Here is a 14,503-nt window from a genome sequence, read left to right on the forward strand (position 1 = left end):
GCCATCCCCCTGGCCCGAGCCCTCGGGGTATGCCCAGCACTACCCCAAGTCTCGTTCCTGCCCGACAGACCGACCGGGGCGGCACCCGCTTTGGTTGAGCCATGACCGCAGCGACGACCGCAGCCACCACCGCACCCACCACCGCACCCACCGTCCAACTGACCTCCGTGAGCAGGCGATACGACTCCGCCGGCACCGACGACCGCACCGACGACCGCACCGGCGTGACCGCCCTCGACGACGTCACCCTCGCCCTCCCCCACGGCTCGTTCACCGCCGTGATGGGGCCGTCCGGCTCGGGCAAGTCGACGCTGTTGCAGTGCGCCGCCGGACTCGACCGGCCCACCTCGGGGTCGGTGCGGATCGGCGGGACCGAGCTGACCGGGCTGAGCGAGCGGCGGCTGACGCTGCTGCGCCGGGAGCGGATCGGCTTCGTCTTCCAGGCGTTCAACCTGCTGCCGGCCCTCACCGCCGAGCAGAACGTCGCCCTCCCGCTGCGCCTGGCGGGCCGCCGCCCGTCGAAGGCGCGGGTGCGCGAGGCCCTGCGGCAGGTCGGACTCGCCGACCGGGCCCGCCACCGCCCCGCCCAGCTCTCCGGCGGCCAGCGACAACGCGTCGCCCTGGCCCGCGCCCTGATCACCCGCCCGGAGGTCCTCTTCGCCGACGAGCCGACCGGCGCCCTGGACTCCACCACCGGCCGCGAGGTGCTCACCCTGCTGCGCTCCATGGTCGACGGGACCGGCCAGACGGTCCTCATGGTCACCCACGACCCGCTCGCCGCCTCCCGCGCGGACCGGGTCGTCTTCCTGGTCGACGGCCGCGTCCACGACGAACTCGCCTCCCCGTCCCCCGGGGCGATCACGGCGCGGATGACGGGACTGGAGCGTGCCGCGTGCTGAGCGTCGCCCTGCGCACCCTGCGGGCCCGGTGGGCCGCCTTCGTCGGCAGCTTCGTCGCCCTCGCGCTCGGCGTCGCGCTGCTCACCGTCATGGGGCAGGCGCTGGCCGCGTCGCAGAACGCGCCCGCGCGCGCTCCGGAGCGTTTCGCGACGGCGCCGATGGTGGTCAAGGGCCAGGACACCCTGCGGGTCCCGACCCCGACCGGCGAACGGACGTCCCCGCTGGCGCACCCGCGCCCGCTGCCCGCCACCACCGTCACCGCCCTGCGCGCACTGGGCCCGGTCACCGAGGACCGCTCCTTCCCGGTCACAGCGGAGAGCGCCCCCGACGACCTCGTCGGCCACCCCTGGTCGACAGCCCGCTTCGCCCCGTACCGCCTGAGCACGGGCCGAGCACCCGAGGCGGCGGACGAGGTGGTGGCCTCCGGCGACTGGACGACCGTCGGCACCCGACTCCGCACACCGGACGGCCCCTTGAGGGTGGTAGGAACGGCAGACGCCCCCGTCCGCTTCGAGAACGCCCTGTTCTACACGGACACCCGAGCCGCCCAACTGGCCCCTGTATCCCTCCAGTCGGTGGTGGAGACGACGGACGAGGCGGCCCTGCGGGCGGCGATCGCGGACGACGACGTCCGCGTCCTCACCGGGGACGACCGTCGGCTGGCCGACGCCGACCCCGGCCGGGACGCCGAGTCCCTGACCGCGCTGAACGCCCTGTTCGGCACGGCCGGCGGCGTGACCGCCTTCGTGTCCGTCTTCGTCGTGGCCTCCACCTTCGCCTTCGCGGTGGACCGCCGACGCCGCGAGTTCGCACTGCTGCGCACCGCCGGCGCCACCCCGGGCCAGGTCCGGCGGACGGTCCTGACGGAGGCCCTGCTCATCGGCGCCCTCGCCTCGGCGACGGGCTGCGCGCTGGGCGCGTACACCGCCCCGCTCCTGGCCGAACTGGTCGTCGACGGCGGGCTCGCCCCGTCCTGGTACGCGATCGGCGGCCAGGACGAAGGGGTCTGGCCGTACCACCTGGCCTTCTGGACGGGCCTGCTGGTCGCCCTCGCCGGCGCGGTCGCCGCGTCCTGGCGGGCCGGGCGGACCGCCCTGGCCCAGGCGCTGCGCGAGGCCGCGGCCGACGGCCGCGCCCTGACCCCGGGCCGGCGCCTGTGCGGCACCGCGCTGCTGCTGACGGCCGTCGCGACCCCGGCGTACGCGCTGCTGACCGACCCGGGCGAACTGCTGCACCGCAAGACGTACATCAGCCGCCCCATGCTGCTCATCACGGCGACAGCGCTGCTCTCGCCCGTGCTGGTACGCCCCCTGGTGCCCCGACTGCCGGGCACGACAGGCCTGTTGGTCCGAGCGAACGCCGTCACCGGGGTCCGCCGCACCGCCGCCGTGGCCGCGCCGGTCCTGGTGACCGTGGCACTCGCAGGCTCGTTGCTGGGCGCGACAGCCACCCTGGACAGGGCAAGAGCGGCGGAGGTGCGCCACCGGACAACCGCGGACTTCGTAGTGACGCCAAGTACCGGAACCAAGACCGGAACCAAGACCGGAGCAACGCCGGAAACACTGCAACCACTGGAAACACTGGAGCCAAAAGCCGTCGAGCAGTTGCGACAGCTACCCGACACGATCGTCTCCGCGGTCTCCTCCACCACGGTCTACACCCTGGAGGACGGCGTGGCGCTGGTGAAGTCGGAGGCGAGGGCGGCCGATCCGGCACGGCTCGCCGACACCGTACGACTCCCGGTGAAGGCCGGTCGCCTCACGGACCTCGACGACGACTCGATCGTCGTGACGGAGGAATGGGCGCACCACCGGGTGGGACAGCAGGTGCGGGTATGGCTCGGCGACGGCACCCCGAAGACCCTCCGCATCGCCGCCGTACTGGCCACCGGCACCGGCGACAACGGCGCCTACGTCACCCCGGCCAACGCGGGCGGAGCGGGCGTGGACCGGGTGGACGTACGGGTACGGGGTGGTGCGGACAAGGCGGCCGTCGCGGCCCGGCTACGGGCCATGGACGGGGTGAGGTCGATGACCAAGGCCCAGTGGGTTCGGGCCGCTTACCCGGAGACGAACCGGACGACGCGCCTCGGCGTACTGCTCGTCCTGGGCATCGCGCTCCTCTACACCGGCATCTCGCTCGCCAACACCCTGGCCATGGCGGCCGCCGAACGCCGCCCCGCCCTGACGGCCCTCCGCCTGGCCGGCGCCACCAACGCCCAGGTCCTCCGCCTCGCCACCGCGGAAGCCGTGACGGTCGTCACCCTGGGCAGCCTGCTCGGCCTCCTGGTGACGACCGTCAACCTCGCCGGCATGACCACAGCCCTGCACCGGCTCTCGGCCCCGACGCCGATGGTCCTGCCCTGGCCGACCCTCGCCTGGACAACAGCGGCATGCGCCCTGCTCGCGACGACCACGACACTCGCCTCAACGGCGCTGGCCCTGCGCCCCAGAAGGACATGAACACCGGGCCACGAACACGATAGAGCCCCCGCCGGTTTCCCGACGGGGGCTCTATGCTGCGTGGACCTGTGGGGATTTGAACCCCAGACCCCCTCGATGCGAACGAGGTGCGCTACCGGACTGCGCCACAGGCCCTTGCAACGAGTGAAACTCTAGCACCCCCATCGGGGTGCTTGGAAATCCGTTCCCGGAGGCCGATCGGAGCGGAGATTTCGCGCTGCGACGCAGGTCACTCGTTGGCCGCCCGGGGGCGGCCGCCTTCCTCGTACTGGTCGAAGAGGGGCGTGCGGCCCCGTTCGCGGGAGCGTCGGGCGGAGGCTGCGCGGCGGGCGTCGCTGCGCTCGTCGCCGCCCTCCGTCCTGCCGTCCGCCGGGTCCGCCTCGTCGGACTCGCCGTCGTCGGGCACGGCCCCGGCGTCGTGGTGCTCGGCCGCGTCCTGGTCCGGCACGACGGAGCTCGACCGGGCCGAGCTCCAGGCGTCCGGGGCGCCGAGGTCCACGTCGGAGGTGGCCCGCGGTGCGACCGGCGCGGTCACGTACGTCGGCAGGGGCACCGGTACCGGGTCCCAACTGTCGCCGTGCCCGGGCCGGCGCTGCCGCTCGCGCTGCTGGTCGACCCACTCGGCGTGGTCGGTCTGCTCGACGAGCGCCCTGCGGTCCGCGGCGAGTGCCAGCAGGCCCGGGTCGGTCTCCGGTTCGGGGCCCTCGTGCGGCTCCTCTGCGCCGGCGTCGGGACCGGGGTCGACGCTGGAGGCGCTCGCCGAAGCGGGCGCACGCCGGTGCGGCTGACGTTCCCGCAGCCGCTGCGCGGCGACCTCGGCGCGTCTGCGGTCCATCTGGAAGGCGAAGCGGCGCCGCTCCTGGGCGCGCAGGTAGCCGATGTACGCGCTGAGCAGGACGGCGGGCACGCCGGGCGCCCAGAGGAACGCGAGCCCGCCGACCGCCGCGACGATCGCGCCGAGCGTGAAAGCGAGGAAGAGCATCACAGTGGTGCGCCGTCGGCGTGCGAGCGCCTTCGAGCGCTGGGCGCGCGCGGCGGACGCCTGAGCGGCTGCCTGCGCAGCGGCGGATGCCTGAACGGAGGGCGCGCGGCGCGCGACCGGCGCACGCCGGCCGGCGGCAGGGGCGCTTCCGTCACGGTCACGCTGTTCCCGCGCGGGCTTGGCCACCGACTCCCGAACCGGCTCCCGTACTGGCTCGCGCCCCGGTTCGCGCGCCGGATTGTGCTCCGGTTCGCGCGCCGTCTCCGGACGCTCCCGACCTCGCTCGTGGCCCCGCTCCGGACCATGCTCCTGGCCCCGCTCCTGCACCGGCGCCTTCACCTGCCGGCGGACCGGGGGCATGGCGAAGGCCCGGACGTCCACCGATGCGGTGACGACGTCCGGAACGTCGGCGTCGGGCTCCCCCTCCTCGGTGGAGCGCGCCCGCAGGTCCTTGGCGTACCGGCGCTCCATGCCCGCCCGTCCGGAAAGCAGCCGGATGGCGGTGCTGAAGCGTTCCGTCGGACGGGCTTCGTTCAGCTCGTCCTGCCTACGGAGCCACATGGGCACCAAGTAGGCGGCCCAGGCCCCGACAATGACTGCGTAGATGAGGCCGCTGCTGCTCACGCCTCACACGGTAGAGGGGTTTACGTGAGGCCATCCGCCAATTGAGCCGGTGTGTCGCACGATCTGGCTGATATTTCGAACTTTTTTTGTGACCGATGCGATCAGTAGGCCGCCCGGGGCGCGAATTCCGCGCCCCAGACGGTCACCACTCGATCATTATCGAACACTTATTCAATTTCCGGAGCCGCCGAGATTCCCCCCGAGATTCCCCCCGGCATTCCGCGCGCCCCGGGAGCGGGTGCGCCGCCACCGGCTCAGCAGGCCCTCCGGGACCTCCTCCGCCGTCAGCGCGAACACGAGGTGGTCCCGCCAGGCGCCGTCGATGTGGAGATAGCGCGGCCGCAGCCCTTCCTCACGGAATCCGAGTTTCTCCACGACCCGGCGGCTGGGGCCGTTCTCGGGCCGAATGCAGACCTCGATGCGATGCAGTCCGACGCTCCGGAAACAGTGGTCCACGACGAGCGCCACGGCCGTCGGCATCACTCCCCGACCGGCCACCGATTCGTCCACCCAGTAGCCGACGTGCCCGGAGCACATCGACCCCCAGGTGATCCCGGCGACCGTCAACTGCCCGACGAGCCGCCCCTGGTACTCGATGACGAACGGCAGCATCCGCCCCGCGTTCGCCTCGGCCCGCAGATGCCGGACCATCTGGCGGTAGGTCGGCCGGTGCGCGATCGGCCCGCTGGGCGCGGGCGGCGGAATCGTGGCCTCCCAGGGGCGCAGCCAGTCCCGGTTGCGCCGGTTGACCTCGCGCCAGGCCCGCTGGTCGCGCAGCTTTATGGGCCGTAGGACGATGTCGCCCTCCGTCAGCTCGACGGGCCAGGATGCGCTGTTCAGCTCGCACCCCCGTGGCCGGGTCTGGGGTGGTCGCCGCCGCGGAGCTGGTCCACGGCGTGCTTCAGCAGGGGCTCCAGGACGGCCAGGCCGTCCTTCACGCCGCCGGTGGAACCCGGCAGGTTGATGATCAGAGTGCGCCCCGCCACGCCCGCCAGGCCCCGGGAGAGCGCCGCGGTGGGCACCTTCTCCCGGCCGTACGCCCTGATGGCCTCGGCGATGCCCGGCACCTCGTGGTCGAGCACCGCACGGGTGGCCTCGGGGGTGCGGTCGGTGGGCGAGATCCCGGTGCCGCCGGTGGTGACGACGACGTCGTACCCGGCCTCGACGGCGGCTCGCAGCGCCGCCTCGACCGGATCGCCGTCCGGCACGACCTGCGGCCCGTCGACCGCGAAGCCGAGGCCGAAGCCTCGCAGGCCCTCGGCGATCAGGGGGCCGCCCTTGTCCTCGTAGACGCCGGCGGCGGCCCGGTTGGAGGCGGTCACGACGAGTGCCCGGTACGGCACCGCGCTCATGTCCGGCTCCAGTCGCCCGACTTGCCGCCTGTCTTCTCCTCCACGCGCACGTCCGTGATCACCGCTCCCTTGTCGACCGCCTTGACCATGTCGATCACGGTGAGCGCGGCGACGGAGACCGCGGTGAGGGCCTCCATCTCGACGCCTGTGCGGTCCGTCGTCTTCACCGTGGCGGTGATCTCCACGGCGTCGTCCGCGACCGACAGATCCAGTTTCACACCGGAGACGGCCAACGGGTGGCACAGCGGGATCAGGTCCGGGGTGCGTTTGGCGCCCATGATGCCCGCGATCCGCGCGGTGGCCAGCGCATCGCCCTTGGGGACGCCCTCGCCGCGCAGCAGCTCGATCACGCGGGGCGAGACGAGGACGCGCCCGCTGGCACGCGCGGTGCGGGCGGTGACGTCCTTGCCGGAGACGTCGACCATGCGGGCCGCGCCCGCGTCGTCGATGTGCGTCAGTCGGTCCTGCGTAGTCATGCTCGTGGCGCTCCCGGTCCGGGCCCGGCGCGGTGCGGCGCACGGGCCTGCTGTGCGCGACACGGTACCCCCAACCAGGAGCACTCAGCCGAGCAGGACGACCTCGACCTCGGCGCCGGGCTCGACGGACTCCACGTCCTCGGGGACGACGACCAGCGCGTCGGCGTGCGCGAGGGCCGCGACCAGGTGGGAGCCGGCGCCGCCGACCGGGCGGACGGCGCCGTCGGCATAGGTGGCGCGCAGGAACTGTCTGCGGCCCTTCGGCGAGGTCAGCGCCTTGTCGGCGATGAGTTTCGCGCGCGTGGTGGGCCGGTGGACGTCGGCGAGCCCCATGAGGGTGCGGATGGCGGGGCGGACGAACAGTTCGAAGGAGACGTAGGACGACACCGGGTTGCCGGGCAGGGCCAGCAGGGGGATGTGGTCGGGGCCGATGGAGCCGAAGCCCTGAGGCTTGCCGGGCTGCATGGCGAGGCTGCGGAACTCGATGCCGCTGCCTTCCTCGTCCTCGTCGCCGACGTGCTCCAGCGCCTCCTTGACGACGTCGTACGCGCCGACGCTCACCCCGCCGGTGGTGACGACGAGGTCGGCGCGGACGAGCTGGTCCTCGATGGTGGAGCGCAGGGTCTCGGCGTCGTCGGCTACCGCGCCGACCCGGTAGGCGATGGCGCCTGCGTCACGGGCGGCGGCGGTGAGGGCGAAGCTGTTGGAGTCGTAGATCTGGCCGCTGCCCAGTTCCTCGCCGGGCTGGACGAGTTCGCTGCCGGTGGACATCACGACCACGCGCGGGCGCGGGTGCACGCGTACGGCGGCGCGGCCGATCGCGGCGAGCAGGGCGATCTGGGGCGGGCCGAGGACGGTTCCGGCGTCGAGGGCGCGGTCCCCCGCCTTCACGTCGCTGCCCTTCGCGCGTACGTGCGCGCGTGCCTCGGCGGGCCGGTACACGCGTACGTGCCCGGAGGCCTGCTCGGGGGCGAGGCTGCGGGCGCGCATCCCGCTGACCGGGCCCTCGCCCAGCCCGCCGTCGGTCCACTCCACGGGGACGACGGCCTCGGCGCCGGGCGGCAGCGGGGCGCCGGTCATGATCCGGGCGGCCTGGCCCGGCCCGACGTGCAGCAGGTCGGCCGCCTGTCCCGCCGCGACGTCCCCGACGACGTCCAGAGCCGCCGGGAACTCCTCGCTCGCGCCCGCGACATCCGCGACCCGCACCGCGTACCCGTCCATGGAGCTGTTGTCGAAGGGCGGCAGCGAGACCGGCACCGTGACGTCGTCGACCAGGACGCAGCCCTGGGCGTCGGGCAGTTGCAGCTCGATGGGTTCCAGGGGGCGGACGGTGGCGAGGATGTCCTCCAGGTGTTCGTCCACCGACCAGAGGTGGTCCTGGGCGGTGGGGCGGGGCGCGGCGGTGCTCAAAGTGGCTACATCTCCTCGGTGACGTAACTGCGAAGCCAGGTCCGGAAGTCCGGACCCAGATCTTCACGTTCGCACGCGAGTCTGACAATGGCACGCAGATAGTCGCCGCGATCGCCGGTGTCATAGCGGCGGCCCTTGAAGACGACGCCGTGGACGGGGCCGCCGGCCTTCTCGTCCTGCGCGAGCTGCTGGAGGGCGTCGGTCAGCTGGATCTCGCCGCCGCGGCCGGGCTCGGTCTCGCGCAGCACGCCGAACACGCTCGGGTCGAGGACGTAGCGTCCGATGATCGCGTAGTTCGACGGGGCGTCCGCAGGGTCCGGCTTCTCCACGAGGCCGGTCACCTTGACCACGTCGCCGTCCTCGGTGGCCTCGACTGCCGCGCAGCCGTAGAGGTGGATCTGCTCGGGGGCGACCTCCATGAGGGCGACGACGCTGCCGCCGTGCCGCTCCTGCACCTCGATCATCCGCTGGAGCAGCGGGTCGCGGGGGTCGATCAGGTCGTCGCCCAGCAGGACGGCGAACGGCTCCTGCCCGACGTGCGGCGCCGCGCACAGGACGGCGTGTCCGAGGCCCCTGGGGTCGCCCTGTCGCACGTAGTGCATGGTCGCGAGGTCGCTGGACTGCTGAACCTTGGCGAGCCGGGCGGCGTCGCCCTTCTTCTGCAGGGCCGACTCCAGTTCGTAGTTGCGGTCGAAGTGGTCCTCCAGGGGGCGCTTGTTGCGGCCCGTGATCATGAGGACGTCGTCGAGACCGGCGGAGACGGCCTCCTCGACCACGTACTGGATGGCCGGCTTGTCCACGACCGGCAGCATCTCCTTGGGAGTGGCCTTGGTGGCCGGCAGGAACCGGGTGCCGAGGCCGGCTGCGGGGATGACAGCCTTGCTGATCCTGGGGTGGGGCTGAGTCATGTCCGCAACCTTATCCGGTGACTTTGAGAGGAATCTGCGACTTGGGTTAATTCATGATCATATGAGCTTGGTAAAGCTGTGTGCGAGCAATGTGAGACCAGCGCGGGAGCGACATATGAGCCACTTCGAAGGCGGAGCAGAGCCTGACAAAGCAATGTTGCGTCGAGGGTTCCTCGCCGTGAGAAACACGTTGACGACGGATGACGTGCGGACGGCGGCCTCGGCACTGGCCGAGCATGCGCTGGAGCTGCCCGAGTTGGCGCACGCGCGCACGGTCGCCGCATATGTCTCCGTGGGCTCCGAACCCGGCACCCTGGCGCTGCTGGACACGCTACGCGCGCGGGGCGTGCGCGTTCTGCTGCCCGCGCTGCTGCCCGACAACGACCTGGACTGGGGCGCCTACGCAGGCGAGGGCTCGCTCGCGCGGATCCAACACGGCGGGAAGATGGCCCTCTTGGAGCCGGCCGGGGAGCGCCTCGGCCCGGACACAGTGACCTCGGCGGACGTGGTGCTGCTGCCGGGGCTCGCGGTCGACGCGCGCGGGATGCGGCTGGGCCGCGGCGGCGGATCCTACGACCGGGTGCTGGCCCGGTTGGCGGAGTCCGCGGCCAGTGCCTCCCTGGTGGTGCTGCTGTACGACACAGAGGTCGTCGAGCGCGTCCCCACGGAGGCGCACGACCGGCCGGTGCACGCCGTGGTGACGCCGACAGGAGCGCGCCGCTTCAACTGACGCACACGCGTGTACGTGAAAGAGGGCCCTCCACGCGCGCGTGGAGGGCCCTCTTTCACGCTTTCTCGCTGCCAGGTCGCTCAGGGCTTGAGGACCAGGGTGTCGCTGGTGCTGTCGTCGACCGCCTTCTTGGAGAAGGACCAGTCGAGGAGCTCACCGTTGGCCCACTTGCCCGTCTGGTCGGTGTAATGGGCGCTGAAGGCGTGTCCGGAGGCGCCGGTGAGGTTGATCCACTTCGACTTGTCGAGGTCTTCGAGGTTGACGACCATCCGCATCGACGGCACCCAGACGACGCCGTAGCCGCCGGCCGCGTTCCAGCCGGTCGCGTTGACCGTCCCCTCGCCGCCGCCGAGCTTCCACGGGCCGCGGTTCAGGATGTACTGGAGGAAGCCGGGACCGCTGGTGCCCAGGGTCTGGTTCTTCAGGAACAGGCGGTGCAGCCGGCCCCAGCTCCAGGTGTCGATGTCCTTGCCGAGCTTGGCGGTCAGCTCCCAGCGGGCGTCGATCATGGCGCGCTCGAACAGCTTGTCGCGGTTCTTCTCCGCGCCGGGGCGGGTGCCCGACTCCGGAGTCGTCCACCACTCACTGTCCGTCTTGTCCAGGAGGTTCTCCACGACCTGGAACCAGCGGTCGCCGCCGTCCGGCTGCGCCTGGTCGGCCTCGCGCTCGCCACACTCGATGACCTTGTCGGTGTCGTCGACCGGGCCGGTCGTGTTGACCGGGTCGACCCACAGGCACTGGTCCTCGACGCGCAGCTCCTTGGGCAGCTTGTTGCCGAAGGCCAGCTTGAGGATGTTGCGCCAGACCGCGTTGAAGTAGGCGGCGGCCGCCGAGTCTGCGTCCTGGGTGTAGTCCCAGCCCTGAAGCAGCTTCTGCGCCTCGCGGACATCCGGGTCGTCCAGGTTGATCTTCAGCAGGATGGGCACGAGCACCCGGGCGATCTGGCTGTCGTTGTCCAGCTGCATCTGCCGCATGTCATCGGTGGAGATCTTGCCGCCACCCTTGATCTTGCTCTTGATCAGGTCGATGATCCGCTGGCTGCGCGCGCCGTAGCCCCAGTCCGTGGTGAGCGTGTAGGGGTACTTGTCCTTGTCGATCACGGCCTGGTTGGCGGTGACGATGTACCCGCGCGCGGGGTCGAACTCGTAGGGCAGCTCGTCGAAGTCTATGTAGCCGGTCCAGCTGTACTTGGAGTTCCAGCCGGGCGCCGGGATGGAGCCGTCGCCCTTCCCACGCGTGGGGATCTTCCCGGGCAGCTGGTAGCCGATGTGGTTCGAGGTGTCGGCGTAGACGAGGTTCTGCGAGGGCACGTCGAAGAGCTTGGCCGCGGCGCGGAAGGCGTCCCAGTCGGCCGCCTTGTTGATGGCGAAGACGGCGTCCATGGAGGTGCCCGGCTCGAGCGCGGTCCACTTCAGGGCGATGGCGTAACCGTCGCCGCGGTCGGGCGCGGCCGAGTCGACGGTGGCCTTCTTGCCGACGTCGACGAGTTCGTCGTCGCGGTCGGACAACAGGGGCATGCCGTCCTCGGTCTGCCGGACGACGATCTTCTTGGAGGCTCCGCCGGCGACCTTGATGGTCTCCTCGCGCGTGTCGAACGGCTTGACCTTGTTGTCGTACTGGTAGCCGTCGTCGCCGGAGAGCTTCTCCAGATAGAGGTCGGTCACGTCGACGCCGGAGTTGGTCATGCCCCAGGAGATCGTCGCGTTGTGGCCGATTATGACGCCGGGCATGCCTGCGAAGGTGTAGCCCGAGACGTCGTACTGGCACTTGGCGGAGACCGTGCGGCAGTGCAGGCCCATCTGGTACCAGACCGACGGCAGCGAGGCCGACAGGTGCGGGTCGTTGGCCAGCAGCGGCTTGCCTGTGATCGTGTGTTTCCCGGCGACGACCCAGGAGTTGGAGCCGATGCCGTTGCCGTTCACGCCGACGGCCGTGGGCAGGTCGTCCAGGACGTCGTAGAGGCCCGTGAGCTGGCTCGTGAGGGCCGATCCCGTGCCGTCCGAGGTGCTGGTGCCGTCGCCCGTCCCGCCGTTCGTGGACGCGTCGCCGGAGCCGCTGTCGCTGTCGCCGTCGCTCTGTTCGAACGTCTTGGTCAGCTCGTCGTACTGACCCTCCTGGACGATCGCCTGGTTGCTGCTGTACGGGTACTCCGGGTACAGGTCGGCGATCTGCTGCGGGCCGAGGCGGCTGGTCATCAGGGCGCGGTCGATCTCGTCCTGCATGTTGCCGCGCAGGTCCCAGGCCATCGCCTTCAGCCAGGAGACCGAGTCGATCGGGGTCCACTCGGCCGGCTTGTAGTCGTTGGTGAACCCGAGGGCCGCGTACTCCAGGGAGATGTCCGCGCCGTCCTTGCCCTTGAGGTAGGCGTTGACTCCCTTGGCGTACGCCTGGAGGTACTTCTTGGTGGTGGCCGACAGCGTGCTGTCGTACTCCTTCTTGGCGACGCGGTCCCAGCCCAGGGTGCGCAGGAACTCGTCGTTGTCGACCTGGCTCTTGCCGAACATCTCCGACAGGCGCCCGGACGTCATGTGCCGGCGTACGTCCATCTCGTAGAACCGGTCCTGCGCCTGGACGTAGCCCTGCGCCATGAAAAGATCTTCGTCGGAATCCGCGTAGATCTGCGGGATGCCGTAGCCGTCCCGCTTCACGTCGACGGGCCCGGACAGGCCCTCGAGTGTGATCGATCCCTTGGTCTGCGGGAAGGATGCGCGGACCGTGCTGATGGACCAGTAGGCGCCGTAGGCGATGCCTCCGATGATGGCCAGCACCAGCACAAGCACGATCAAACGGGCTTTGCGCCCCTTCTTCCTGCCGGACTTGCCGGGCTTGTCACCCGATGTGGCGGTGGTGTTGGGGGGCATCGCTGTCCTTGCTGTCCTAACGCGAGCGGCAGGCGGTCCTGGAGTGCTGGAGCAACCATAGGCGCAGGGCCTCGCGCCACTTGACGCGGAGTCGGGTACCAGCACGGAAGGATGTTCGATCTTGCCTCGTCCAACGTCAAGAAATCGTCAAGAGTTAGGTAAGGTAACGAAGTAGTTGGACACGGGGCGCACACCTTCGTGTCCGATGTATCCAATGCACATGTGCGTCCGCGCGCCAGGCGCGCGCGCCGGTGAAGGGAACCGCCGCTGACTGTCCACCACCTCAACCAGCTCCTGCTCATCTGCTCGCTCGTCCTGCTCGTCGCCGTCGCAGCGGTCCGGATCTCCTCGCGCAGCGGGCTCCCCAGCCTGCTCGTGTACCTGGGCATCGGCGTCCTCATGGGCCAGGACGGCATCGGCAACATCCACTTCGACAATGCCGAGATGACGCAGGTCATCGGATACGCCGCCCTGGTCGTGATTCTCGCCGAGGGCGGTCTCGGCACGAAGTGGAAGGAGATCGAACCGGCCCTGCCCTCCGCCTCCGCGCTGGCACTGGTCGGAGTCGCGGTGAGCGTGGGCGTCACGGCCACGGCCGCGCACTTCGTGACGGGGCTGGAGTGGCGGCAGGCGCTGATCATCGGTGCGGTGGTGTCCTCGACGGACGCGGCGGCGGTCTTCTCCGTCCTGCGCAAGATCCCGCTGCCCGCGCGCGTGACGGGCACGCTGGAGGCCGAGTCCGGCTTCAACGACGCCCCGGTGGTCATCCTGGTGGTCGCCTTCTCCACGGCGGGCCCCGTGGAGCACTGGTACGTGCTGGTGGGCGAGATAGCGCTGGAGCTGGCCATCGGCGCCGCCATCGGCCTCGCGGTCGGCTGGCTGGGCTCCTGGGGCCTCAGGCACGTCGCCCTGCCCGCCTCCGGCCTCTACCCGATCGCCGTCATGGCGATCGCGGTCACCGCGTACGCGGCGGGCTCGCTGGCGCACGGCAGCGGCTTCCTGGGCGTCTACCTCGCCTCGATGGTCATGGGCAACGCGAAGCTGCCGCACTGGCCCGCCACGCGCGGATTCGCCGACGGCCTCGGCTGGATCGCCCAGATCGGCATGTTCGTGCTGCTCGGCCTGCTGGTCACCCCGCACGAGCTGGGCGACGACGTACTGCCCGCGCTCGTCATCGGCCTGGTGCTGACCATGGTGGCCCGCCCGCTGAGCGTCGTCGTCTGCCTGACGCCGTTCCGGGTGCCCTGGCAGGAGCAGACGTTGATGTCCTGGGCCGGGCTGCGCGGCGCGGTGCCCATCATCCTGGCGACCATCCCGATGGTGGAGGGCGTCGAGTCCAGCCGCCGCATCTTCAACATCGTCTTCGTCCTGGTCGTCGTCTACACCCTGGTCCAGGGGCCGACGCTGCCTTGGCTGGCCCGCAAGCTGCGCCTGGGCAAGGACTCCGAGGCCGCCGACCTCGGCGTGGAATCGGCGCCCCTGGAGCGGCTGCGCGGCCATCTGCTGTCCGTCGCGATCCCGACGGGCTCGAAGATGCACGGCGTCGAGGTCAACGAACTGCGGCTGCCGGCCGGGGCCGCCGTCACTCTCGTCGTGCGCGACGGGACGTCGTTCGTGCCGCTGCCGACGACCGTCCTGCGCCAGGGCGACGAGCTCCTCGTCGTCGCCACCGACCCGGTCCGCGACGCGGCAGAGCAGCGCCTGCACGCGGTGGGACGCGGCGGCAAGCTCGCGGGATGGCTGGGCACGGGCGGGCAGACCCGTTAAGGGCAAGTTTCGCACCGTTCACACCCCATGGT

At 71.1% G+C, this 14,503-nt stretch carries 11 protein-coding genes and 1 tRNA gene; 4 read left to right on the forward strand and 8 right to left on the reverse strand.

Annotated elements, in window-relative coordinates; translation table 11 throughout:
- Positions 1-101: 101 nt before the first annotated feature.
- Both AB0J04_RS01395 and AB0J04_RS01400 read left to right on the forward strand, forming a co-directional pair.
- Positions 102-899: an ABC transporter ATP-binding protein gene (locus AB0J04_RS01395; RefSeq protein WP_363166308.1), complete on the forward strand. Its 798-nt coding sequence runs from the start codon at positions 102-104 to the stop codon at positions 897-899.
- Positions 893-3,361, forward strand: a complete 2,469-nt coding sequence (locus AB0J04_RS01400; protein WP_363166309.1) for an ABC transporter permease — start codon at positions 893-895, stop codon at positions 3,359-3,361. Before AB0J04_RS01395 ends, AB0J04_RS01400 begins: the two co-directional genes overlap by 7 nt.
- Positions 3,362-3,422: 61 nt before the next feature.
- On the opposite strand, the gene AB0J04_RS01405 is transcribed toward AB0J04_RS01400, so the two are convergent.
- From AB0J04_RS01405 to galU, 7 genes are all read right to left on the reverse strand, one after another.
- Positions 3,423-3,496 (reverse strand) — tRNA-Ala (locus AB0J04_RS01405).
- Between the two features lie 94 nt (positions 3,497-3,590).
- Positions 3,591-4,967 (reverse strand): gephyrin-like molybdotransferase receptor GlpR, encoded by a 1,377-nt coding sequence (gene glpR, locus AB0J04_RS01410; protein WP_363166310.1) that lies wholly within the window; start codon positions 4,965-4,967, stop codon positions 3,591-3,593.
- A gap of 171 nt (positions 4,968-5,138) precedes the next feature.
- Positions 5,139-5,807 carry a GNAT family protein gene (locus AB0J04_RS01415; protein WP_351914441.1) on the reverse strand — a complete coding sequence of 223 codons (669 nt, stop codon included), beginning with the start codon at positions 5,805-5,807 and terminating at the stop codon, positions 5,139-5,141.
- Positions 5,804-6,319, reverse strand: coding sequence for a MogA/MoaB family molybdenum cofactor biosynthesis protein (locus tag AB0J04_RS01420; RefSeq protein ID WP_363166311.1), 516 nt, complete (start codon positions 6,317-6,319; stop codon positions 5,804-5,806). The genes AB0J04_RS01415 and AB0J04_RS01420 overlap by 4 nt, the downstream gene beginning before the upstream one ends.
- Entirely contained in the window at positions 6,316-6,795 is a 480-nt protein-coding gene (gene moaC / locus AB0J04_RS01425; RefSeq protein ID WP_351914347.1) for a cyclic pyranopterin monophosphate synthase MoaC, read from the reverse strand. Before moaC ends, AB0J04_RS01420 begins: the two co-directional genes overlap by 4 nt.
- A gap of 84 nt (positions 6,796-6,879) precedes the next feature.
- Positions 6,880-8,205 carry a gephyrin-like molybdotransferase Glp gene (gene glp / locus AB0J04_RS01430; RefSeq protein ID WP_363166312.1) on the reverse strand — a complete coding sequence of 442 codons (1,326 nt, stop codon included), beginning with the start codon at positions 8,203-8,205 and terminating at the stop codon, positions 6,880-6,882.
- Positions 8,206-8,210: 5 nt separating this feature from the next.
- Positions 8,211-9,113 (reverse strand): UTP--glucose-1-phosphate uridylyltransferase GalU, encoded by a 903-nt coding sequence (gene galU / locus AB0J04_RS01435; protein ID WP_363166313.1) that lies wholly within the window; start codon positions 9,111-9,113, stop codon positions 8,211-8,213.
- 115 nt (positions 9,114-9,228) lie between these two features.
- Here galU and AB0J04_RS01440 point away from each other — a divergent pair, with 115 nt between their 5' ends.
- Positions 9,229-9,843 carry a 5-formyltetrahydrofolate cyclo-ligase gene (locus AB0J04_RS01440; RefSeq protein WP_363166314.1) on the forward strand — a complete coding sequence of 205 codons (615 nt, stop codon included), beginning with the start codon at positions 9,229-9,231 and terminating at the stop codon, positions 9,841-9,843.
- 80 nt (positions 9,844-9,923) lie between these two features.
- On the opposite strand, the gene AB0J04_RS01445 is transcribed toward AB0J04_RS01440, so the two are convergent.
- Positions 9,924-12,704, reverse strand: a complete 2,781-nt coding sequence (locus AB0J04_RS01445) for a penicillin acylase family protein (protein ID WP_363166315.1) — start codon at positions 12,702-12,704, stop codon at positions 9,924-9,926.
- Between the two features lie 267 nt (positions 12,705-12,971).
- Between AB0J04_RS01445 and AB0J04_RS01450 the strand changes: the two genes are divergently transcribed.
- Positions 12,972-14,471 carry a potassium/proton antiporter gene (locus AB0J04_RS01450; RefSeq protein ID WP_363166359.1) on the forward strand — a complete coding sequence of 500 codons (1,500 nt, stop codon included), beginning with the start codon at positions 12,972-12,974 and terminating at the stop codon, positions 14,469-14,471.
- Positions 14,472-14,503: the final 32 nt, after the last annotated feature.

Origin of the sequence: Streptomyces sp. NPDC050263 (assembly GCF_040655955.1) — a bacterium.
In the GTDB taxonomy this organism is placed as follows: Bacteria; Actinomycetota; Actinomycetes; order Streptomycetales; family Streptomycetaceae; genus Streptomyces.

Excerpts from the sequence above, each read along its gene's own strand:
- AB0J04_RS01395 (WP_363166308.1), top strand. The coding sequence starts at position 102 with ATGACCGCAGCGACGACCGCAGCCACCACCGCACCCACCACCGCACCC.
- AB0J04_RS01420 (WP_363166311.1), bottom strand. The coding sequence starts at position 6,319 with ATGAGCGCGGTGCCGTACCGGGCACTCGTCGTGACCGCCTCCAACCGG.
- moaC (WP_351914347.1), bottom strand. The coding sequence starts at position 6,795 with ATGACTACGCAGGACCGACTGACGCACATCGACGACGCGGGCGCGGCC.
- galU (WP_363166313.1), bottom strand. The coding sequence starts at position 9,113 with ATGACTCAGCCCCACCCCAGGATCAGCAAGGCTGTCATCCCCGCAGCC.
- AB0J04_RS01440 (WP_363166314.1), top strand. The coding sequence starts at position 9,229 with ATGAGCCACTTCGAAGGCGGAGCAGAGCCTGACAAAGCAATGTTGCGT.
- AB0J04_RS01445 (WP_363166315.1), bottom strand. The coding sequence starts at position 12,704 with ATGCCCCCCAACACCACCGCCACATCGGGTGACAAGCCCGGCAAGTCC.